Genomic DNA, 21,739 nt, shown 5'->3' with positions numbered 1-21,739 from the left:
CGGCAGGCCTGCTGCCTGCCGTTTAGCTGATGTTATTTTTGCCGTTAACCGTGGATCAGCTGCTGGCGCTGAAATTCACGGATCTTATCTACATAATGGCGTACCGTTTGTACGGTTAACACACTGCGCTGGCCATCCAGCACCTGGCCGCCAAATTCCTCGGCCAGTTTTTTCGCGGCATTGTGCATCAGATTAAAATTACCCAACGGCTCACCCGGCCCCGGTAGCGTCATAAATAAACTTACGCCGCGGGTACTGAGTTTGTCGATATTTTCCAGATCGAAAGTGCCTGGGTTAAACATGTTGGCCAGGCTAAACAACACTGCACCTGAGCCGGCACTGTCCTGATGACGGTGGAATATATCCATATCGCCATATTTAAAGCCCAGCGTCAGCAATGCCGATAATAAATCCGGCCCTTTCATATCTTTATGTTCTGGCAGTAACACATACAAAATCAATACTTCCGCCGGCTCTGCCGCTGTGGCAGTATCTTCTGTGCTATTAAGCGGCTCGTCCAACGCTGTCTGTTGCGGTTCTTCGTCATCCAGCGCATTAAAATTAAGCTGTGGCTCTGCCGGCTCATCAAAGGCTAATTCGGTTTGCACTTCGGTTACCGCCTTGGGTGTCTTTGCTGGCGGTGCCGCAGGTACAGTTTCAGTCGTAACGGCGGCCGGTTTATCTGCGCTGCTGACGGCCGATTTTTTAACCACCCGTACCGGTCCTACGCCCAGATCATCAAAGCCATCGGCTTTTTCGCTGCTGCTATTTGCAGACTCATCAAAATAGCGATGCTTAGGCTGACCGGAATTTTTGCGCACCGTCCATAAGCCGTGCAGCAACAATGCTCCCAATACCAAAGCACCAACAATGATAAAAATTAAACGTAGTTCGTCAGCCATATAATTACCTTTTATTAAGAGGCTGCTGCCATTTTTACAGCATCATCCACATCCACCGCAACCACGCGCGACACGCCGGGTTCCTGCATTGTCACGCCCATTAGCTGCGCCGCCATCTCCATGGCGATTTTATTGTGGCTTATATAAATAAATTGTACCGTTTCAGACATTTCCCGCACCAAATTGCAAAAACGCCCGACGTTAGCATCATCCAGTGGCGCATCCACTTCATCTAACATACAAAACGGTGCCGGATTAAGCCGGAAAATCGAAAACACCAATGATAAGGCGGTTAACGCTTTTTCACCACCCGATAATAAATGGATTGTACTGTTTTTTTTGCCCGGCGGTCGCGCCATTATGGTTACACCGGTTTCCAGTAAGTCATCTTCGGTCAGATCCAGATAAGCACTGCCGCCGCCAAACACTTTAGGAAACAGGGTTTTTAGCCCTTCATTTACCTGCTCGAAGGTATCTTTGAACTTTTGCCGGGTTTCTTTATCAATTTTACGGATCGCAGTTTCCAACGTTTCCATCGCCGCCATCAAATCATCGTTCTGCGCATCCAGATACTGCTTGCGCTCAGACTGCTGTTCATACTCTTCAATTGCCGCCAGGTTAATTGGGCCTAAACGTGCTACCGCATCAGTGGTTTTATCCAATTGCTGCTGCCACAAGGCTTCGTCAGCGTCAGCCGGCAACTCGGCCAATACCTCTTTCATATTGGCTTGCTGCTCGCGCAGCAGTTCCAGCATATTGTTGGCCCGTACCCGGTAGCCTTCGGCATCCAGTTGCAGCTCAGACAATGCCGCGCGCTTTTTGTTCAGCAATTGCATGATGCCCTGCTGACCTTGCTCTAACTGGCGCATTTGTTGCTCAATATTGGCCAATGCATCCTGCTGGCCAATTAAAGTCTGTTCGGCCTCTTCCCGGCTTAACAGGCTTTCCTGCAACTGTTCATGCAGCAGCAACTCAGGTTCATCATCCTGCGCCAATTTGGCATTAAGCTGGCTTACCTGTTCCTGTAGCTGCTGCTGTTGCTGCTGGCTACGGCCCAGGCTTTGCGTTAGCGTCGCTAATTGTTGCTGCGCCATTTTATGTTGCATTAACAGTTGTTGCTGGGCGCTGCGCTGCTGCTCATATCGCGCTTTCAGCTGTTGTAATTGTTGCTGCTGATTACCGCTTTGGTGTTGCAGGTCGTGCTGCCCGGCTTCATGTTGCAGTAACTGTTCGCTGCTGTGTTCCAGCGCCGTGGTTAATTGTTCTATGCGCTCTTGCCGCTGCGCTTGTTCCAGCCCACGCTGATCCAGTTCGGCCTGCAGTTTTTGCGACAGCTTTTGTGCTTGTTGCAGCTCTTGCTCGGCCAGTAGTGTGGCAGTTTGCGCCTGTTGCAGCTGCTGTTGCCATTGTTGCAATTGCTGTAATTGCTGCTGTTGTTGTTGCTCAAGCACAGCCAACTGCTGTTGTGCAGCCAGATACTCTGCCTCAGCCTGGGCATGATTGTCTTCAGCCACTGCAAGCTCTGCTGTCAGCGCCTGCAACCGCTCGGCGCGCTGTAAATAGCTGTCGGCGGCTGCACTGCCGGCCAGCACAGCCCAGTTACTGCCCAGCCAATAGCCTTGCGGCGTAATAACAGATTGCCCTTCTGCCAGTGTACTGACCTGCCTACGGGCATCGTCAGCATTGTCGGCACACCGCACCTGGTTAAAATAGTCCGGGTAGATGCCAGTGATTATTTTTGCCGCCAGACTATCAGGCTGCGGCTGTTGTTTGTTTGGGCTTACCCGGGTTTGCGCCGTTTCATCCGGCTCATCCTGCACGCTGGCGTGTTGCAGTTGGCCCAGCACCAGTACCACGGCCGTGGCCCATCCCGGTTGCACCTGCAATTGTTGTAACAGTTGCTGTTGTTCACTGGCTTGCTGTTGCTGCAGACGCAGCAATTGTTGTTGTTCACGCTGCAATAACTGCAGCTCGGTGTTGAGGCTCTGCAACGGGTTATTCAGCGCTGCCAGCTGTTGCTGCTGCAGGTTTATTTGCTGTTGTAGTTGTTCGTACTGTTGCTGTTGCTGCGCCAACGCCTGCTCGCAGTCTACTAATTCAGCGCCAAGCTGTTGCTGTTTATGCAGTAACGGTGACAACGCCAGCTCGTTTAGCTCCTGTTGCAACAGTTGCTGTGCTGCCCCTTGCTGTTGCCATTGCTGTTGTTCATTTTGTAATTGCAATTGCTGCTGCTGAGCCTGTTGCTGCAAACGAAATTGCTGTTGCTGCCATTGCATCAGGGCCTGCTGCTGGCGTTGTTGCTCATCTTCCAGCTGTTGCAGTTGCATCGCCAACTCTTCAACCTGCTGCTGCATAAGCTCCAGTTGCGGTTCATCCTCCGCCAGTTGCTGCTGCAATTCGTGCTGCTGCGCCTGCTCGGCAGCAATATACTGCTGCGCCTGAGATAAACTGTGTTCGGCCTGGGTTAATTGTGTAGTCAGGTTTTGCTGCTGTTGGCGCTGATGCAGAATTTGCTGCTCTAAGCGGCTGATGCTGGCACCTAACTGATAAAACCGGCTTTGCGCCTGCTCCAGTTGTTGCCGGGTATCCTGCGCTTGCTGCTTCAGTTCCAGCAACACCCGCTGATCACCCAGCTCTTGCGACTGATATTTTTCCAGTTCGGTTTGCTGTTGTTGTAATTGCTGCTCCAGCGCTGTGAAACGGTTGTTGTACTGCAGCCATTTGATGGTAGTCAGTTCGGCTTTGAGTTTACGCTCTTGCGCTTTTAATTCTTTGTAGCGCTGCGCTGCGCTGGCCTGCCGTTTTAACTTATCGATATTTTTACCCAGCTCGTCACGCACATCGGCCAGCCGGTCCAGGTTTTCCCGGGTATGTTTAATGCGGTTTTCGGTTTCACGCCGCCGCTCTTTATACTTGGATATGCCAGCCGCTTCTTCAATAAACACCCGTAATTCCTGCGGCTTAGATTCTATCAGGCGCGAGATCATGCCCTGCTCGATAATGGCGTAGCTGCGCGGCCCCAAGCCGGTGCCAAGAAAAATATCGGTAATGTCACGGCGGCGGCATTTACTGCCGTTTAAAAAGTACAGCGACTGTGCATCGCGGGTAACAATGCGCTTTATCGCGATTTCACTGCGGTCAGCCAGGCCGCCGGCAATGCGGCCTTCAGTGTTTTCAAATACCAGTTCTACCGACGCCTGCGACACAGGCTTGCGCTGCGCCGAGCCGTTAAAAATCACGTCTGTCATGGCATCGCCACGCAGATTTTTGGCCGAACTTTCGCCCAGCACCCAGCGCACTGCATCAATCACGTTTGATTTACCGCAGCCATTGGGGCCAACCACAGCCGTCATTTGCTGCGGAAAAGGCACAGTGGTGCTGTCAACAAAGGATTTAAAACCAGACAGTTTGATCTGTTTTAAGCGCATTCAATAACACGTTATTATTGTATTTTTGCCGAATGTAGCAGCAGCGAAAACCGCTGTCACGGAAAAATCACTCACCCGGCGTACCGCTAAAACTTTTACGCCGCCAGCGCTGCGCTTTCTCGGCCACGGTATTGCTAACCAGCTTGCGGGATTTTTTTGGAAACACCACCACAGGCCGCGAAATTAACAGGTTATTCGGATACACCACTTGTTCGTTATCTTTAGTACGCAGCACTGTACTAAACAGGTTAATTTCAACAATGCGGCCTTCCAGATAGTTGCCACCGTCTACCACTCTGACTTCCATACCTTCGGCAAAGGCTTTTTGCCCGAGTAAAATAAAGAAGGCGGTGATATTACTCAGCAGACTCCAGGCTGCAAACAAGGCGACACCGATAACCGCAATCATTGACGACGCCAATACCAGCAAGCCACGGATATCGACACCCCACACTATGCTTAGTACCACTATCAGTAATAACACCAGCAAAATATGCAACACTACGGCGGCGCGCTTATTCATTTCGGCTTTTAGCCTGCTGCGGGCTATTACCTGATACAGCAGCGGCATGATGCGGCGACTGATAAAAAAGTACAACACCAGCACGGAGAAACTGATGATCAGCTGCACCGTTACCGGGCTCATATGCTGCAGCAGTTGTTGGCTATATTGAAAAAATGACAAGGTAAAGTTCCTGCAGTTAATCCAAATCGTTCAGTGGCCAACGAACAATAAAGTCTTCAAAGTCATCCAGGTTAACCTGCAACTCTGAAATGGTTTTATTGCGCACTGACATTTGTTTTTTATGCATCAGGCTTTTTTTGCCGCCGTTTAGCAGCGGGTGCCAATGCGGTAAACCCCGGCCCTCATGCAGGCGGCGGTAAGCGCAGCTGGTTGGCATAAAAAAGATATCTTTTAAATTGTCCTTGGTTAGCGCAATGCAATCCGGCACCAGCACTGTACGCTGGCTATATTCAGTGCACTCACATTTATGGCTGTTCAAGTAACGACAGGCGATATTGGTGTAATGCACCTGTTCATCCTGATGCAACACCGCCGTAGGGCCTTCTTCTTCATCGTCATCAATAAATTTATTCAGGCAACATTTGGCACAGCCATCACACAAGGCCTCCCATTCTTCCTGGTTCATGTCCTGCAGGGACTTCGTTTCCCAAAAGCGTTCTGCCAGTGTCATGATGCGTTTACCTTAGTTGTAATATGCAGATGTTCTGCCAGTTGTAACTCCAGTGTATCGCCGGCAACCAGCGGGCCAACCCCGGCCGGCGTGCCGGTTAACACTATGTCACCGGGCAGCAGCGTAAAATGCTGGCTCATCTCGCTGATAAGCTGGCAAATGCCACGGATCATATTGGCGCTGTTACCCTGCTGGCGCAGCTGGCCATTTACCGTTAAACGAAATTCTGTCTGTTGCGGATGCTGCAGCTGTGTTTTTTCCACAAAACCGGCCACCGGGCAGGCGCCGTCAAAAGCTTTGGCTATTTCCCACGGCCGGCCCAGTTGTTTTAACTGGGCCTGCACGTCACGCAGGGTTAAATCCAGCGCCAGGCTGTAGCCCCATATAGCGTCTTGCACCTGTGCATAACCGGCATTTTTAAGCGGTTGTGCAATCAGTACGGCCAGTTCGGTTTCATTATGTACCGCACCACGGTTTAACGGAATGCTAAAACCCGGTGCCAGTGCACACAGTGCTGTGGCGGGCTTAATAAAAAACAACGCATCAGGCGCGGTTTTACTTTGCATCTCGGCAATATGGTCCTGATAATTCTGGCCAATACATACTACCTTGCCCACCGGCAGCGCTATGGCCTGGCCAGTTACGCTGACATGCTGATAACTCATGTTATTACTCCGCTGCAACAATCAAATCGGCCAGATGGCCGACACTGGTAACAAAATAGTATGACCGGTTCCAGTGCATCAGCACTTTGTAGTTATCATAGGCTAAAAATGCCCGCCCGCCCTCGCCATCCGGTAGTACCAGAGCTGCATTAATGTCGCGTGCCGGCAAAGCCGTCGCATTTAAGCGCTGCACACCAAGCTTATTCCAGTCAGCCAGGCTGCGCTCCGACTGCGCCCAGCGGCCTAACCACTCGCTGCGCTGCAAGCTACCGCGTGCTATGGCATTAGTTGCATCAAAACCAGCTGGCAGCAGCACCTCGCGGCCCCAGGTTTTGCTGTTATCCCAGCCCTGTTGTTTTAAATAGTTGGCAATAGAGGCAAAGACGTCGGCCTGATTGGTCCAGATATCTTTTTTGCCATCGCCATCACCATCACGGGCATAGGCCATAAAAGAGCTGGGCATAAACTGGCTTTGCCCCATAGCACCGGCCCAGGAGCCTTTCATATCGTCCAGACTGATATGGCCTTGCGCCAGTATATCCAGCGCATGATAAAATTCTTGTTTAAAGAAGCTTTCACGCCGGCCTTCATAAGCCAGTGTAACCAGCGCCGATGGCACCGAGTAATTGCCCATAATGCGGCCGAAGCTGCTTTCCAGCCCCCACAACGCGACGATAAAACGCGGCTGTACACCGTAGTCTGCGGCAATTTTTTCCAGCTGGGGCAAATACTGCTGATAGCGCTCGCGTGCCATTTTAATGCGGGTTTCGCTTACTCTTTTCGGCAGATAGGTACTTAGGGTTTCGACAAACTCAGGTTGTGATTTATCAGCCGACACTATCCGCTGATGAAACTGCAGTGAGGCAAATACCGGCTCAAGCAGTTCTGGCTTGTAGCCTTTGGCCAGAGCCTCTTGTTTTAATGCTGCGCTGTACTGCGCAAAATCAGGCTTAGTGTCCTCAGCATACAGCGAGACACTGAATACGGCAGAGGCCGCAAGTGCAATAAACTTCTTCAACATAGAAAGCGCCTGTTATGGTTAACGATGAATTTAAGGCTGGCGTTTATGCTGTGCCAGCAAATCTTCAACAGGAGGTGGAAACTGCAGATAAAACCCCTGCTCTGCCAACTGTTGTTTCACTTTATCGATATCGGCATTGGCTAAATGTTCCCGGCTGGCCAAATTTATCAGCGTCACCAGTTGCGGTGTACCAAAGCTTTGTAACAGTGCCGCCGGCACTGAGCTAAAGTCATCCCGCTTTTGCACATAAAGATAAGCCCCGTCTTTTTTAACACTTTTATATACTGCACATAGCATCGAATAAAACCACGTATCTGCCTTGCTTAACCTTGGCGCAGACTATAACATGAAGCCAACTCTATGCGTAGGCAGGCAATTGCCGCGGCGCAAATAAAAACGCGTGTTGCAGCTTGGTAAAGCGGTAACCGCAACAAACTCTAACTAGTGCGCATACAACCTTTATGTCAGATCAGTCTTTGGAATTAAAGGGCAGTTTATTTCCTTTATCGGTACTATCCTGCGCCGACCTCAGTGTCGATGCCCTGGCAACGCAATTAAGCCAGAAACTCGCTCAAGCCCCGGCCTTTTTTTATCAGGCGCCGATTATTTTAAACCTGACAAATTGTCAGCAAACACCTGACTTTGCAGCTATTAAGCAACTGTTTAGCGGTTTAAACCTGGTGCTGGTTGGCGTTTGTGGTGCCAATGCTACGTTAAAGCAGCAGGCGCAACAGGCCGGTTTAGCTGCATTGCAGCTGGGTAAAGAGACCAAAGCAGCAAAGACAGCCGATACACCCGTGGCGGCTAAAACCACAGCAGAGCAAGTCAGCGTTGCAATGGACGCCCGTATTGTTGAACAAACGGTGCGCTCTGGTCAGCAAATTTACGCCAAAGGCACAGATTTAATCGTCAGGGGCACTGTCGGTGCCGGCGCTGAGGTTATCGCCGATGGCAATATTCATATTTATGGCACCCTGCGCGGCAAAGCGATTGCCGGTGCAGCCGGTGACAATTCAAAACGGATCTTTTGCTCTAACCTGCAAGCCGAGCTGGTATCTATTGCCGGTAATTATTGGTTAAGTGAAAGTCTGCAAGGCAATTTTTGGGGTAAGGCAGCCTGCGTCAGGTTGCAGGACGACCAACTGGTATTAGCAGAATTAGTATAAGGAATTATTGATGGCAAAAATTATTGTTGTCACCTCAGGTAAAGGCGGCGTAGGCAAAACCACCTCCAGCGCTGCCATTGGCACCGGCCTGGCATTAAAAGGCCACAAAACGGTCATTATCGATTTTGATATTGGCCTTAGAAACCTCGACTTAATTATGGGCTGCGAGCGGCGCGTGGTGTATGACTTCGTTAACGTAATAAACGGCGAAGCCAATTTAAAGCAAACCCTGATAAAAGATAAACGTATCGACAACCTGTTTATCCTGCCGGCATCACAAACCCGTGATAAAGACGCCCTGACCAAAGAAGGTGTAGAGCGGGTATTAAACGAACTGGCCAAAGACTTTGATTTTATCCTGTGTGACTCACCTGCCGGTATTGAAGCCGGCGCCATGATGGCTCTGTACTTTGCCGACGAAGCCGTGGTGGTGACGAACCCTGAAGTATCATCGGTGCGCGACTCAGATCGCATTCTGGGTATGTTATCCAGTAAATCACGCCGCGCCGAACAAGGTCTCGATTCCATTAAAGAGCATCTGCTGCTAACGCGCTACAACCCGGAGCGGGTCGAAAAAGGCGAAATGCTTAGCGTAGAAGATGTAAAAGAGATTTTATCAATTGACCTGTTGGGCGTAATACCGGAATCTCAGGCAGTATTAAACGCCTCTAACTCCGGCCAGCCGGTAATTCTGGATAAAGACAGCGACGCCGGCCAGGCTTATTTAGACACGGTTGACCGCCTGCTGGGCGAAAATGTGCCCTTCCGCTTTTTAACAGTGGAGAAAAAGGGCCTGTTAAAACGGATTTTTGGAGGTTAACGCATGTCGTTACTGGATTATTTTCGTTCAAGTAAAAAGAACACCGCCAGCACCGCCAAAGAGCGGCTGCAGATCATCGTCGCGCACGAGCGCAGAAAACGCAACAGCCCGGACTACCTGCCACAGCTGGAGCGCGACATTTTAGAAGTGATCCGTAAATACGTCGATATTTCGCCGGAAGATATCGCCGTATCGTTAGAGCAGCGCGACGATCAACTGTCTGTGCTGGAACTCAACGTCACCTTCCCGGATGACAAGCGCTAAGCTTAGCCAACAAACCCGCGCCAGCGGGTTTGTTATTTTCAGCCCCAGGCCAAGAACTTAAACACAACACTATGTATCAATTCATCTTTTCAGCACTCTATAGTGTTGGCATCTTAGTGGTGATGCTGTTTGCCACAGCCCTGTCTACCGAACTGGCCGCCTTCACGTTGGCAACGCCATTTGGCCACCTTTGGGGCGCATTTTTATCCGTGATGTTTAGCTACTGGCAATACAGCAGTTGGGGTTTAAGCCGGTTTCAACGCTTTAACCTAGTGCGGCTGCACCTGTGGGCTCAGCGGCTATCCGGGCTGGCCGCCGTTATTTTTGCCAGCATGGCCCTGCTAACTGCCATACTGATGCAGCGGGCTGCTACGTACACCGATGAACAAATCTTAGAGGGCGTTTATCCGTTTCTATTGTTTCTGGCAATCAGCTCAGCCATCTTTGGCGCAGGCCGGTTAAGGCGTTAAAAGTAGCGTAATATTACAGCTACTACCGGCAGTCACTGCTCACAGCTGCTGTAAAGCAGACAATCGAGCAGCAGACAATCGGGTAGCAGACTATAAAGGCAGCAGAAAGCTTTGGTAAAGCTATGACTATTGAACACCATATAACCCTTTGGGATGGCAAATCCGCCGCCGGCATCAAAGCGGTTTTTGACGCCTATCATGCGGATGCAGATTTCTCTGACAAGATTGTCAGCCTGTCATTTACACCCAGCTGTGAAATTGGTGCAACCTGGTTACTTAAAGCATGGCTTGAAGCCGGTAACAGGTTAACGGCAAGGCAAATTGCCAAAATATATCCGGCGCTTAACCATTTACAACATTGGCAGGCTAAGTTACATCTGCTGCAAAGTATGTCATACATGCCAATAAGCGAGGCCGACAGTATTCATGTATACCACTTTTTAAGGTTGACGCTGACAGATCAGAATAAATTCGTCCGGGCTTGGGCATACCATGGCTTTTATCTGTTAAGCAGCCAGCATTCAAAATATCTTAATGAGACTAAACAATATTTTCAGATGGCACTGCGTGATGAAGCACCATCTGTCAAAGCGCGGATCCGCAATATTAGCAAAACAGGTTTTTAGCTATTACACCTTTAGATGCTAATCCCGCCCCTGAGGTACTACACCTTCTTAATTAAAATAAATTTAAAAAGCAACACAAAATACATAGCAAACAAAAAAATGTAGAATGCAAAATCCCGAAAAACAGACGAGTTGATATCAGACACAGAATCACTTAAAAATTCTTCATTTAGAGCGAAAGCACGGTCATTACCAAAGTAAAAAACATGCTCCTCTTCAAATAAAATAAAACTCCTCAGAGTAAAGTAACAAACAAAATTAATCTCATGGTTTGTCTTAAACTTTCCATCTACAAATATATTGTATTGCTCACCTACATATCTGTTTATTGAATTAGATTCAAACTCCACATCATAATCAATCAGTCTAAATCTAACGCTTCCGCTTCTAGAAGACATACCCCTGACTATGTAACCTTCCTCACATCGCTCCTCACCGGGACCTGCAGTGTAATAATCAAGGTTAGAATAAAACTCTACTAACAACAGTGCGACCACAAAAAATAAGTAAAACCAGCGATTCAATTTCCCAAAAACCACAACGGCACCCACACTAAATTTAAAAAAATTAATAGTTATACCAATCAATAAAAACTCGACAGCTAATCATGACAAGCCAACAACCACTATCAAATTTTTTCCATATTAAATATCTAATGTACGCAATCACAAAATACCAATAACCACAGATTGGCTTTAGGCCTGAAATTGCAATAAATACTTCTGACTCGATTAATTAACCATAAAGCCCTGTATTTTTCTAACCAATGCGATAAATCCAACAAAACATAAAATCAAGTAAAAAATGTAAATATAAGTATGAAAATTAGCCGCGCCAACAGAAGACATTAATTCATTATGATTTTTTAAATAATTTGAATAATCACCAAAATATACAACATAATAAACATCAAAGTAAAAAAATCGAGTAATTATTAAATAGCACAAAGTGTGAGGCTCTTGATTAAAGCTATACTCTCCATTTACGACAGAAGTGTAAGACGCCCCCTCATTTCTATTAAATGATTCAGCATAAAATCTAACTCCGGATTCCATTGCATAGAACAACGTAGCAGAGCTTCTTGGGGATGAAAAAGACTCAATCCTACCGCGTTCACAGACCACCTCAGACTGTTCCGCAATGTAGTCAGAGTAGTTCAAACAAACCTCACCAAACAAAATCACAAAAGTAAAAACAATAAGAAAATAGCTTTTCTTTTTAAGAAAAAACATAACAAGCCACTCCAATTGCCATTCTAAATTATAATGTTCAATAGTTATACCAATACTGACAATACGAATGAGAATACCAGTACTTTTCCGAAAATGGCTTTTGGGGAATGTAATCAAGTTCAATCCAGCTCTTTACTTTTGAATCAATGATGCCTATCATCAAGCCTTGCCTAAGAACTAAAAACTCGTTCTGATATTGAATCAACCTGCCACCTTCAACTGAATACATTTCCCCATCCTTCAAAAGGGTCATTGATGAATATCTGCCATGCCGTTTACCATGATCTAGCCGTTCTTCTTTGTTAAGTCCGCTCCATTCATAGTAGCTGGCAGGTACTTTAGATTTACGTTCCTCAACACTAACTCCTGGCAACACCTTGCACACATAGTGAGGTTCATTGAACTCTAAAAGCCATTCATTCTGCCCATCACTATCAGCATCAATCTGCGCAGCAAACAGCTTTTTCAGGCCGCTATGGTACTGCTGCTCAATATCGAGCCAATGTTGCTCAAAGGGCACATCCCTATTTCTGCTGTCAGCATGCAGGTATTGCGCAAACTGCATTTGCAAATCTGGTTCAGCTTCATTAGTTACTCGGCTAAAAGGCGTATTAGAAAAATCAAACTCGTTGCAGGCACCTAGACGTTGCCTTGGTGTACGATTTAAAATTTCCAGCATCGCTTCGCACATTTCTGGTTTACTGTTGTTGCTAAGACGAAAGCTTGGTAACGGCTCTGGTTGGCCGTTTATCTGTGCAATGCGGCTTTTATAAGCGGCAACCAGGCAATCAGCTGTTTTACATTGATCCCGGCTATCAGCCGCCCATTGGCGTTGCGCTGCTTCAATCCGTTGTCGGCATTGCTCACGTTGCTGCTTTATACAGCCGTGCAGTATTTCCTGCTCCGGGTTAATGGCAAACTTTGCTGTATGCAACTGCCAGCGCAGGTCATTGTGATAAGCAACCGCTAACTCTGCATCCAACTGCTTTAAACTGTCATCTGCACAGATCAGTTTTTCTGCGTCAGTTACAGCATTGCTGCAATCCACTTCGGGCGTATATTTAGGCGCTTCAATTACAGGGCGGCGTTTTGCGGCTACCTTGTCTTGCTGCCAATAGGTAACCGCACCTCCTGCCACTACCGTAAGCAGTACAAAGCCTGAGGCCACTTTCCATTTAAACTTCATCTAAACCTCTGTGTTGTGTAAGCTTTGAATACCTCATCGCTCCCTTACCCCTTCATCCACCGCTTTAATCACGGGTTATAATAAAAACTCAATAATCCGCTGCTGGCCGGTTTTTATTTCTAAGCTGACGAAATAGAATCACAACAAAATTAAACTAACGCCGACTGGCTATTTAATTTTGATCTGATCCCATTAATTAATACTGCTCAACGATAATACATCCACCAGTCGTGACCATTCCGAAAATAATTAAATCCGTCATCAAATCATCCTTCTTGTTGAATTAAAATAGAATATAAAAACGCTTTTAATTGTTTCATTTTCTCTGCCGCATCAGACATTTCGCCATAGTTTGCCGAAAGCCTGACTAAAATCGTCTCATGTAAGGTCAGGTAAAGTGTGCACCTGGAATGGGCATTAACCTCTTGCCCCGGAAATATGCAGAACGCATGAAAAACATGCTCTTTATCAAAATAGTAAAACCCTCTGTAATGGCTTTTATCGCTTGGAGTGTCATGGTAATTACGCTTGTTATAATCCAAACCCCAATATTCATCAAAGTGCACACTATCACTCTCTTTGTAAGATAAATAATTGGAGAAATGTTTATACCTTTCACCGCCAGCATTCTCAGATACTTTCAATATGATACTTCTACCGGAGAACCAATAAGGCACCTGACTCTGAATAAACATTTCAGCCGAATCTCGTTTTGGTGCAGAAGAAAATATTTTGTAAGTCACACCTTCCATCTGTTTAAATTTAAAGCCGTGGCATTCTTCTTGTTGTAGGTAAACCAGCTCCAGTTTTTCTCTGTGCCGGTTGTCCGGATCAATGCATAAACCCTCCTTTAAAGGCGAGAACGCTATCTTCCACCACCATGCAAAACTTAAAACAACCAAAACTACTACTGACAAAATTAGATAATTCTTATCTATCTTTTTAAATAAACGCTTCAATGTATTACTCATCGCTCCCTAACCCCTTCATCCACTGCTTTAATCACCGGTGATAATAAAAACTCTATAATCCGCCGCTGGCCGGTTTTTAGTTCTGCTGTTACTGCCATACCGGCGCCTAGTTGCACGTTTGTGGCTAATGCCGAGCGCTTTATCGAACAACTAAATAACACAGCCCGCCTTTAAGCGGGCTGCAAAACCGGCAGTGTGTTATTGCTGTAATGCCTGTTGTGACTGGGTATTAAGATGCTGCTTTAAAAACCTGTCCATCGCTTTAAAGGTTTGCCGCCGGTGGCTGTTGGTGCTGAGGTAATGATCGCCGTCTTCCAGTTCAATGTACTGCACGTCCTTGTTTTCGCTTTTTAGTGCTTTATACATAGCAACACTTTGCTTTACCGGCACACTGCGGTCTTTAGTGCCATGCACCAGCAGCACAGGCAGCTGAATTTTGTCGGCGTGGTTGACAGGAGAGCGCTGTTCCAGCAGGTCAAAATCGTCACCAACCTGCTTTTTTACCACTTCATAGTTGTTGTATCGGCGATGCGACTTAACCAGAGCTTCAACATCGGTCACACCGGCAAAGCTCACTGCGCATTGATACAGATCCGGGGTTTTTACTGCGCCCATTAGCGCAGCATAACCGCCGTAGCTGGCTCCGACTATGCAAATGCGCTTAGGGTCGGCTATGCCTTTATTTATTAACCAACGGGTGCCGTCTTCGACATCGTCTTGCATTTGCAAGCCCCAGCCCTGCAGGCCCATTTGCTTAAAATCGAAACCATAACCGTGTGAGCCGCGAAAGTTCATTTGCAACACTGCATAACCACGGTTGGCAAAAAACTGTGTCCAGTAATCAAAACCCCCGTCATCAAAGCTAATTGGGCCACCGTGCGGGAAAATAATAGTTGGCACAGCCCCCTGCTGATAACCTAGCGGCGTGGTCAGGTAACCTTCGATGTTCAGGCCATCGCGGGCCTGGTATTGAATTTTCTGTTTGGCAACCATTAGCTCAGGATCGAGCTGGCTGTATTTGTCCAATAAAAAGGTCATCGACTTTTCTTTACGCTCGCCCAGCAGATAACTGCCGGGGCTGGTGGCACTGCTGGTTTCAATAATGTAGCGGTTTTTATCATTGCTCATGCTGACAATATGGTTGTCCGCATCCGGTAAAGCTTTGTCTACTGCTTTTTGAAACGCCTGATAGTCAGCATCAACATACTCTTCGCCTATGGCAATCACCTTATTGTCTTGCCAGGAATAGCGGATGTCGGCCGGTACATCGTAGTTTTCATCGGCTTTAACCAGTTGTAACGTTGGCTGGGCGGCCGATAGATCAGTTTTAAATATCGCCAGCTTGCCTTCGTGGTAAGCTGACACATACAAAATATTCGGATCAGCGTCGAAGCCTATAGGCCAGACTTCCTGCTCGGAGAACAGCTCAAACTGCCATAAAGTCCGAAACTCTTTAGTGTCGAGCATTTTCTCCTGTACTTCATAGCGGGTATCATCACGAAACAAAGCAATGCGAGGCCTGTGCTGACGGTCTGCCACCCAGTCGTACAAGTCTTTACGCGCATGCGCCACCATTTCATGCAGCCCGCCGTTCAGGCTCACTTTAACCACACTGGTGCCGGTGCCATGGTTAAAGCCATCTAGCGCCAGTAATATGTTGTGCTCATCCTCTGGCATTAAAGCAACAATATTCGATTGAAATTGCGGCGTACGCACCAGTTTACCTTGTAACTGGCCATTCACAACGCTTCGGTTTTTACCGGTTTCTACATCAATTAGCATCAGGCGGGTTTCAGTTACCGGCGTACCATAACGATGTGAGGCATAGGCAGCGCGCATCAGTAATTGTTTATTGTTGGCCCAGATCACCGAGTAAATTCTCAGGTCGCGACTGTCAGCTTTAACCAGGTATTTTTGCTCCCCAGTTTGTAAATCAAATAATTTCACCAGCACTAACTGCTCTTTTTCAGTATCAAGTGTCTGGATCATCGACAGCTTGCTACCATCAGGCGACAACTTAAGTTTGTCGATTGCCGGCGCACTGGCAAAGGCTTCAACCGGTAATTCTTTTGCTGCAGATACAGCCGACAACACCACGCCCAATAATAAGGCGCAGACAGCGGACAACTTCATTGTTAACATTCCTGTAACCATTATTTTTTGCTGCGGCAAAGTAGCAAAAAACCTTACCACTGGCAAAATATTTCACAGACGTTAACAATAAAATTTGCACAAAAACAAAGCCCGCTTACGCGGGCTTTATTTTTACTAAGTTATAACTGCAGGATTTGCTGCTTCTATTTATTTCGCTTTAACGAACGCGAAGATAATGCAAGCAGCCCTAGCCCCAATAAAGCAATTGAAGCCGGCGCAGGAACGTCATTAAAGTCTGGTGCGGCCTGGTCAATAAAAAACATATCCATACCAAAACAATATGCATCATGCTGATGCCCAGGTTGACCGTGAACGGTGCTGGCAGATGTAAAACGCACTGTATCAACTGCATCGAAATTTGAGCTTAAATAAATTTGTGGGTCGGTCTGCAGCGGGCTGCCGATATTATTTACGCCAACAAAACCCCAAGTGTCAGGCGTCAATAATAAACGTTCTAACATCACACCACCGGCCCAGGCCTCGACATAGGTTTCTTCAGCACCGGAAGCCCAGCCTCCACCGACGATTGTATTGCTGGTTAGGATAAAATAGTTTAAATCAAAGACGCCGCCATTGGATTTTTTGATCTCCATTGCCTGTAAACCATTTTGCCAATGCGCATGAACAACGCTGTTTGAAGCGTTGTAGTAATTACCTACATATTCAAAACTACCAATGAAATCAAACACAAAACCATCTTCTTCATAGTAGTCAACGGATGAACATAGCGTCACATCTGTAGTGTTGCAGCTGGCACCACTATTCAGATAGGCCGTACCACCGGTGAAATCAATAATTGCCGCCTGGGCCAGACCGCTAAAACCGACTACACAACCGGCAACAAGGTTGATTAAACTCTTTTTCATCTTAAATCCTTTAATATTATTATTTTGCCTGAATAAGCGCCGAAAGCTTTAGCAAAAATCACGCCAAACAATAAGATATTGATTTTACTGCATTTATAAAATACCGAGATGAAAAACTGTAAAATAACCAGACAATTTCTATCGGAATAACAATAAGTTAGATATTTTTAATTTAGTCCAGCTCAATAGAGAGATTACTGCCCGCAACAACGCTGAACATGTTAAAGCAAAACAAAGCCCGCTTACGCGGGCTTTAACTTAACAGGACCTTCTGTTATTTGGTGTTATGGCTGGACGAAATCGTCCATTAAGATTAACCCGACATCTGCGGTTAAGCCGGCGCCGTCACGGGCTATGGCGGTGTAAATGCTGTTGGCGGCTAAGGTTAAGGCTACCGGGCCTATTGCCGCCATTTTGCTACCGGCTGGGGTGACGGTTACCACATAGTCACCGCCGGCCAAAGAGACATAACCGGTTTCGGCTTTAAAGGGTACCGCAGCAAAAGCCGGCGTGGCCGCGCTGATGTCTTCTGTCGGCGTGACATAGATATCTACCTCACCGGCCAGCGTTGAGCCATGCACTATGCGTACCTGTGCTTCAGTCGCAATGCGCCGTGGCATATCGGCCAGTACCAGGGGTTCAATGCTGTTATTGCCCAAAGCGCCTACGGCTAATACGCTGTAATAGGCACCGGCCTCTAACGTCAGATCGGCATCAATGACGACCACGCTGTTATCCGCATCGGCGGCCACTTTTACGTTGTAACTGTCGGGCGCGACAGCGACATAAGGGGTAAAGTCTGGAAACGCCAGGGCGTCAACTAAGGTAATGGCATCATTAACAATGACATCTACGGCTGGTGCGTCAGACACATTGTGTACAACGCGCACTGATGCAGTTGCGTTAGCATCTAAAATAGCCATCTCGCTGCCATCTTGCCCTACGGCCAACAACGATACCGGCGATGCGCCGGAGTACTGGCTGTCTATGGCAGCTACCACTAAATCTGTGCCGGATGTGGTTAATGGCAGAGAGCCGCTGTCAAATACCACGGTATCAGTACCGGGCAGCGTAATGCGCACCTGATATTCTGCCGGGTCAACTTCGACATAGTCGGTAGCGTCTTTATACATTAAGGTCGCCAGCGGCGTGCCTAGCGCAGCGCCGGGCGCGGTAACATGGATATCCACCTCTGGTGCGGTAGAGGCTGCGTGTACGACCTGCAAGCGGATTTTACCAGCTGCCACGTCTTCGACTGTTCCCTCTACTACTATTGGCTCCAGCGTTTCTTCAGCCACTTTACCCACGGCAAATACCGTGTAGCGTTTCGCTTCTGCCAGTGGCAGATCCAACGGGCCTATCACCGTAGCGGTATTGCCCTCACCTGGCAGTATAGCTTCAACTTCCACACTATAAGTAGCAGGCGCCAGCGACAGCACTTCAGACGCTTCGCCAAATGCCAGGCCGGTAACAGCCGCAGCGTCATTGGCCAGCACATTAACATCAGGTGCATCAATCGAGGTATGCACTACCTGCAACGACGCATTTACCACTACTGGTGGCGGCGGCGGAGGTGGAGGCTCTGGCGTTGGCGCCGGATCTGAATCGTTGTCTAACCAGCATCCGGATAAAGCCAGTGTCAGCACTGCAGGCAAAGCAAAGATTTTTATTCCTTTCATTGTTGTAACCCTTCAGTTGATAAGTGCTGAAAAATTACGCAACGAAATTAGTGCGGGATCATGAAATAAATCGGCAAAAAAACGTATAAAAGCAGGCAAAAAATCGTCTGATCGGTTTTTGCCTGCGGTGCGTTTAATACTGGTTTAGCTGTCGATATGTGCTGGCCGGGGTAAAAAAGGTCGCAACAACTCGGCGCGCCAACCTTGCAAATACTCGGGCAAGGGCAGCAGAGCCCGATCCTGATCGGACACCCGCCAGCACCAGTTCAGGTATTCGTTTAACTGGCGTTTAACTGAGATAAATTCAGCCGGTATCGCCAGGGCAGCAGCAGCCTGTTTAATAGCCTGTGACAGTTGCTCGCTGGTTTCTTTGTGGCCGCTAAAGCTGTCGGTATGATAAAAACGTTGTGGACACAATTGCTGCGGCACGTCTTTGGCAGCGGCAATAATGTCGACCAGCGTTTTTGCATGGCGGCGCACTTCACGCGCCGGTATCGCCGGGATATTCATTAAGCTCTCCGCCGTGGCTGGCCGGCGCTTGGCCAGTTCCAGCATAGCGGCGTCTTTCACTATCAGGCCTAAGGCGATATCTTTATCCATCGCATATTGCTGGCGCCAGGCGGCCAGTTCACGCAACACAGCCAGCTCACGTGGGCTTAACTGCCAGCTGTTTTTTATTTCGAGAAAACGGTACTGCAATGGCAACTGCTGTAACTTGCGTTTATTCAGTTGCTCACCTTCCCGCAGCAACAGGCTGTGCTGCGCAGGGCTTAATTCCGCACACAGTTTGTTATACAGCGGGTGCAGATAATAGACATCATTGGCCGCATACTGCAGTTGGGTAGCGCTAAGTGGCCGTGCCAGCCAATCTGTGCGCGACTCGCTTTTATCCAGCACCTGAGCACTTAACTGCTCAACCAGCCTGGCATACCCCATGCTGCTGCCCCAGCCCAACAGTTCTGCTGCAAGCTGGGTATCGAACAAGGGTGTAATATCTTTAATGCCAATGGTGGCGAACGCTTCCAGATCTTCGGTGCACGAATGCAGCATTTTGATGCAATCTGGCCGTAATAACAGCTGCTGTAGTGGCTGCCAGTCAGTAATGGTTAGCGGATCGACCAGCGCCAGGCTGCTGCCGTCAAACAACTGAATTAAACCAAGTTTAGGATACAGGGTACTCTGGCGGATAAACTCGGTGTCCAGTGCCAGTACACTGTTGGCCGCAACCTGCTGACAGTAGCTTGCCAGCGCATTATTGTCGGTAATTAACGAATACATGCAGATCCTTTAAAACAAAAGCCGGCAATTACGCCGGCTTATATTACAGCTGATACAGCAACTGTAAGCTAGCCACGAAGTTCCCGCCGCAGGATCTTGCCCACGTTGGTTTTTGGCAACTCAGTGCGAAATTCTACCAGTTTAGGCACTTTATAGCCCGTTAAATGTTGCCGGCAGTGTTGGATCACTTCCTGCTCGGTCAGGCTGGCGTCTTTTTTCACGATAAACAGTTTTACTGCTTCGCCGGTGGCGTCATTTGGTACACCTACGGCGGCCACTTCCAGCACTTTATCGCTCATGGCGACGACTTCTTCAATTTCGTTCGGGTAGACGTTAAAGCCTGATACCAGGATCATGTCTTTCTTACGATCAACAATGTAAAAGAAGCCTTCTTCGTCCATACGGGCGATATCTCCGGTGTATAACCAGCCGTCTTTCAGTACTTTAGCGGTTTCTTCCGGCCGGTTTAAATAGCCCAGCATGACTTGCGGACCTTGCACCAGCATTTCGCCCGGTTCACCCGGAGCAACGTCATTACCTTCTTCATCCACCAAACGGATATCTGTAGACGGTGCCGGCAAACCAATGCTGCCGTTAAAGCTGGTTAAGTCATAAGGGCTTACCGTTACCAGCGGACAACATTCAGTTAAGCCGTAACCTTCCATTAAGCGGGTGCCGGTTACTTTTTGCCAGCGCTCAGCCACCGGGCGCTGCACTGCCATGCCGCCGCCGATAGAGGCTTTTAAACCGCTGAAGTTAAGCTCGCTAAAACCAGGGGTATTGAGTAAACCGTTATATAGGGTGTTGACACCGGTAAAGATGGTGAAATGAAACTTCTGCAGCTCTTTAACAAAGCCTTTCATATCACGCGGATTGGTGATTAGCAGGTTGGTCGCGCCATATTTAAAGAAAGTAAAGAAGTTCGCGGTTAACGCAAAGATATGATACAGCGGCAACGCAGTAACGACCTGCTCGGCGCCTTTTTCCAGCAACTTATCCAAACAGCCGCTAACCTGCTCCAGGTTACCGACCATATTACGGTGTGTTAACATGGCACCTTTTGATACGCCGGTTGTGCCACCAGTGTATTGTAAGAAAGCAATGTCGCTGCCCTGCATGTCGGGCTTGCTGTATTGCAGCGAGGCGCCTTTTTCCAGCACCTGATTAAAGCGGACAAATTTAGCCAGGGTATAAGCCGGTACCAGCTTTTTAATGTGCTTAACCACAAAATTAACGATAGCGCCTTTTACGCTGCCCAAGCGGTCGCCCATAGTGGTTAAGATCACATGATCCAGCTTTACCTTGCCTTCAATGGCGGCCAGGGTATGGGCAAAGTTTTCTACTATTACGATGGCTTTGGCTTTAGAGTCGTTTAGCTGATGTTCCAGCTCGCGTGGTGTATACAGCGGGTTGACGTTAACCACTGCACAGCCGGCCCGCAATATGCCCATTAAAGCAATTGGATACTGCAACAGATTTGGCATCATGATGGCAACTGCATCGCCTTTTTTCAGCCCCAACTCTGTTTGCAGGTAAGCGGCAAAAGCAGTACTTTGCTGATCCAGCTCGGCATAGCTGATGGTTTTACCCATATTGATAAAAGCGGTTTTATCCGGATACTGCGCGATGCTTTGTTGAAAAATATCTAATAATGACGGGTAATGATCGGCATTAATTTCTGCGGGTACGCCTGACGGGTAACGTTTTAACCAAACTCTATCCACCGTCCTCTCCTCTTGTCTAAGGTTATTATTGTTTAGCTTGCTACACGCAATCTGTTGTCGCGCTTTTAATCGGTAACAAGTTTATTTGAGT

At 47.9% G+C, this 21,739-nt stretch carries 21 protein-coding genes; 5 read left to right on the top strand and 16 right to left on the bottom strand.

Annotated elements, in window-relative coordinates:
- Positions 1-44 precede the first annotated feature (44 nt).
- The 7 genes from zipA to MN202_RS12055 form a co-directional block, all read right to left on the bottom strand.
- Complete coding sequence (gene zipA, locus MN202_RS12085; protein WP_335736384.1) at positions 45-902, bottom strand: cell division protein ZipA; 858 nt, start codon at positions 900-902, stop codon at positions 45-47.
- A gap of 14 nt (positions 903-916) precedes the next feature.
- The gene (gene smc / locus MN202_RS12080) at positions 917-4,330 is read right to left on the bottom strand and encodes a chromosome segregation protein SMC (RefSeq protein WP_335736383.1); all 3,414 of its coding nucleotides are present in this window, start codon (positions 4,328-4,330) and stop codon (positions 917-919) included.
- Positions 4,331-4,397: 67 nt separating this feature from the next.
- Positions 4,398-5,015 carry a mechanosensitive ion channel domain-containing protein gene (locus MN202_RS12075; RefSeq protein WP_335736382.1) on the bottom strand — a complete coding sequence of 206 codons (618 nt, stop codon included), beginning with the start codon at positions 5,013-5,015 and terminating at the stop codon, positions 4,398-4,400.
- A 16-nt stretch (positions 5,016-5,031) separates the two neighbouring features.
- The gene (locus MN202_RS12070; protein WP_335736381.1) at positions 5,032-5,526 is read right to left on the bottom strand and encodes a YcgN family cysteine cluster protein; all 495 of its coding nucleotides are present in this window, start codon (positions 5,524-5,526) and stop codon (positions 5,032-5,034) included.
- The gene (locus MN202_RS12065; protein ID WP_335736380.1) at positions 5,523-6,191 is read right to left on the bottom strand and encodes a fumarylacetoacetate hydrolase family protein; all 669 of its coding nucleotides are present in this window, start codon (positions 6,189-6,191) and stop codon (positions 5,523-5,525) included. The genes MN202_RS12070 and MN202_RS12065 overlap by 4 nt, the downstream gene beginning before the upstream one ends.
- A gap of 4 nt (positions 6,192-6,195) precedes the next feature.
- Positions 6,196-7,212 carry a lytic murein transglycosylase gene (locus MN202_RS12060; protein ID WP_335736379.1) on the bottom strand — a complete coding sequence of 339 codons (1,017 nt, stop codon included), beginning with the start codon at positions 7,210-7,212 and terminating at the stop codon, positions 6,196-6,198.
- A 30-nt stretch (positions 7,213-7,242) separates the two neighbouring features.
- A complete protein-coding gene (locus tag MN202_RS12055) occupies positions 7,243-7,509 on the bottom strand; it encodes a YcgL domain-containing protein (protein WP_335736378.1) in 267 nt (88 codons plus the stop codon).
- A gap of 164 nt (positions 7,510-7,673) precedes the next feature.
- Here MN202_RS12055 and minC point away from each other — a divergent pair, with 164 nt between their 5' ends.
- From minC to MN202_RS12030, 5 genes are all read left to right on the top strand, one after another.
- Entirely contained in the window at positions 7,674-8,378 is a 705-nt protein-coding gene (minC, locus tag MN202_RS12050) for a septum site-determining protein MinC (protein WP_335736377.1), read from the top strand.
- Positions 8,379-8,388: 10 nt separating this feature from the next.
- Positions 8,389-9,198 carry a septum site-determining protein MinD gene (gene minD / locus MN202_RS12045; RefSeq protein ID WP_335736376.1) on the top strand — a complete coding sequence of 270 codons (810 nt, stop codon included), beginning with the start codon at positions 8,389-8,391 and terminating at the stop codon, positions 9,196-9,198.
- 3 nt (positions 9,199-9,201) lie between these two features.
- The gene (gene minE / locus MN202_RS12040; RefSeq protein WP_335736375.1) at positions 9,202-9,462 is read left to right on the top strand and encodes a cell division topological specificity factor MinE; all 261 of its coding nucleotides are present in this window, start codon (positions 9,202-9,204) and stop codon (positions 9,460-9,462) included.
- A gap of 71 nt (positions 9,463-9,533) precedes the next feature.
- Positions 9,534-9,932 carry a hypothetical protein gene (locus MN202_RS12035; RefSeq protein WP_335736374.1) on the top strand — a complete coding sequence of 133 codons (399 nt, stop codon included), beginning with the start codon at positions 9,534-9,536 and terminating at the stop codon, positions 9,930-9,932.
- A gap of 122 nt (positions 9,933-10,054) precedes the next feature.
- Positions 10,055-10,558 (top strand): hypothetical protein, encoded by a 504-nt coding sequence (locus MN202_RS12030; RefSeq protein WP_335736373.1) that lies wholly within the window; start codon positions 10,055-10,057, stop codon positions 10,556-10,558.
- 38 nt (positions 10,559-10,596) lie between these two features.
- Here MN202_RS12030 and MN202_RS12025 read toward each other — a convergent pair whose 3' ends face one another.
- The 9 genes from MN202_RS12025 to fadD form a co-directional block, all read right to left on the bottom strand.
- Positions 10,597-11,145 (bottom strand): hypothetical protein, encoded by a 549-nt coding sequence (locus MN202_RS12025; RefSeq protein ID WP_335736372.1) that lies wholly within the window; start codon positions 11,143-11,145, stop codon positions 10,597-10,599.
- 144 nt (positions 11,146-11,289) lie between these two features.
- Complete coding sequence (locus MN202_RS12020; protein WP_335736371.1) at positions 11,290-11,790, bottom strand: hypothetical protein; 501 nt, start codon at positions 11,788-11,790, stop codon at positions 11,290-11,292.
- A gap of 37 nt (positions 11,791-11,827) precedes the next feature.
- Entirely contained in the window at positions 11,828-12,976 is a 1,149-nt protein-coding gene (locus MN202_RS12015) for a lysozyme inhibitor LprI family protein (RefSeq protein ID WP_335736370.1), read from the bottom strand.
- Between the two features lie 266 nt (positions 12,977-13,242).
- Positions 13,243-13,947: a hypothetical protein gene (locus MN202_RS12010; protein WP_335736369.1), complete on the bottom strand. Its 705-nt coding sequence runs from the start codon at positions 13,945-13,947 to the stop codon at positions 13,243-13,245.
- Between the two features lie 198 nt (positions 13,948-14,145).
- Positions 14,146-16,080: an alpha/beta hydrolase family protein gene (locus MN202_RS12005; protein WP_335736368.1), complete on the bottom strand. Its 1,935-nt coding sequence runs from the start codon at positions 16,078-16,080 to the stop codon at positions 14,146-14,148.
- A 164-nt stretch (positions 16,081-16,244) separates the two neighbouring features.
- On the bottom strand, positions 16,245-16,967 hold the full coding sequence (locus MN202_RS12000; RefSeq protein WP_335736367.1) for a PEP-CTERM sorting domain-containing protein: 723 nt from the start codon (positions 16,965-16,967) through the stop codon (positions 16,245-16,247).
- Between the two features lie 284 nt (positions 16,968-17,251).
- On the bottom strand, positions 17,252-18,646 hold the full coding sequence (locus tag MN202_RS11995; RefSeq protein ID WP_335736366.1) for a DUF4397 domain-containing protein: 1,395 nt from the start codon (positions 18,644-18,646) through the stop codon (positions 17,252-17,254).
- A gap of 144 nt (positions 18,647-18,790) precedes the next feature.
- Positions 18,791-19,924, bottom strand: a complete 1,134-nt coding sequence (gene rnd, locus MN202_RS11990; RefSeq protein ID WP_335736365.1) for a ribonuclease D — start codon at positions 19,922-19,924, stop codon at positions 18,791-18,793.
- A 68-nt stretch (positions 19,925-19,992) separates the two neighbouring features.
- Positions 19,993-21,648 (bottom strand): long-chain-fatty-acid--CoA ligase FadD, encoded by a 1,656-nt coding sequence (fadD, locus tag MN202_RS11985; protein WP_335736364.1) that lies wholly within the window; start codon positions 21,646-21,648, stop codon positions 19,993-19,995.
- Positions 21,649-21,739: the final 91 nt, after the last annotated feature.

The organism is Rheinheimera muenzenbergensis, assembly GCF_036984005.1.
Taxonomy (GTDB): Bacteria; Pseudomonadota; Gammaproteobacteria; order Enterobacterales; family Alteromonadaceae; genus Alishewanella; species Alishewanella muenzenbergensis.
This window is presented reverse-complemented; position numbering and strand designations above follow the sequence as displayed.

Excerpts from the sequence above, each read along its gene's own strand:
- zipA (WP_335736384.1), bottom strand. The coding sequence starts at position 902 with ATGGCTGACGAACTACGTTTAATTTTTATCATTGTTGGTGCTTTGGTA.
- smc (WP_335736383.1), bottom strand. The coding sequence starts at position 4,330 with ATGCGCTTAAAACAGATCAAACTGTCTGGTTTTAAATCCTTTGTTGAC.
- MN202_RS12070 (WP_335736381.1), bottom strand. The coding sequence starts at position 5,526 with ATGACACTGGCAGAACGCTTTTGGGAAACGAAGTCCCTGCAGGACATG.
- MN202_RS12065 (WP_335736380.1), bottom strand. The coding sequence starts at position 6,191 with ATGAGTTATCAGCATGTCAGCGTAACTGGCCAGGCCATAGCGCTGCCG.
- MN202_RS12060 (WP_335736379.1), bottom strand. The coding sequence starts at position 7,212 with ATGTTGAAGAAGTTTATTGCACTTGCGGCCTCTGCCGTATTCAGTGTC.
- MN202_RS12055 (WP_335736378.1), bottom strand. The coding sequence starts at position 7,509 with ATGCTATGTGCAGTATATAAAAGTGTTAAAAAAGACGGGGCTTATCTT.
- minC (WP_335736377.1), top strand. The coding sequence starts at position 7,674 with ATGTCAGATCAGTCTTTGGAATTAAAGGGCAGTTTATTTCCTTTATCG.
- minD (WP_335736376.1), top strand. The coding sequence starts at position 8,389 with ATGGCAAAAATTATTGTTGTCACCTCAGGTAAAGGCGGCGTAGGCAAA.
- minE (WP_335736375.1), top strand. The coding sequence starts at position 9,202 with ATGTCGTTACTGGATTATTTTCGTTCAAGTAAAAAGAACACCGCCAGC.
- MN202_RS12035 (WP_335736374.1), top strand. The coding sequence starts at position 9,534 with ATGTATCAATTCATCTTTTCAGCACTCTATAGTGTTGGCATCTTAGTG.
- MN202_RS12030 (WP_335736373.1), top strand. The coding sequence starts at position 10,055 with ATGACTATTGAACACCATATAACCCTTTGGGATGGCAAATCCGCCGCC.
- MN202_RS12020 (WP_335736371.1), bottom strand. The coding sequence starts at position 11,790 with ATGTTTTTTCTTAAAAAGAAAAGCTATTTTCTTATTGTTTTTACTTTT.
- MN202_RS12015 (WP_335736370.1), bottom strand. The coding sequence starts at position 12,976 with ATGAAGTTTAAATGGAAAGTGGCCTCAGGCTTTGTACTGCTTACGGTA.
- MN202_RS12010 (WP_335736369.1), bottom strand. The coding sequence starts at position 13,947 with ATGAGTAATACATTGAAGCGTTTATTTAAAAAGATAGATAAGAATTAT.
- MN202_RS12005 (WP_335736368.1), bottom strand. The coding sequence starts at position 16,080 with ATGAAGTTGTCCGCTGTCTGCGCCTTATTATTGGGCGTGGTGTTGTCG.
- MN202_RS12000 (WP_335736367.1), bottom strand. The coding sequence starts at position 16,967 with ATGAAAAAGAGTTTAATCAACCTTGTTGCCGGTTGTGTAGTCGGTTTT.
- MN202_RS11995 (WP_335736366.1), bottom strand. The coding sequence starts at position 18,646 with ATGAAAGGAATAAAAATCTTTGCTTTGCCTGCAGTGCTGACACTGGCT.
- rnd (WP_335736365.1), bottom strand. The coding sequence starts at position 19,924 with ATGTATTCGTTAATTACCGACAATAATGCGCTGGCAAGCTACTGTCAG.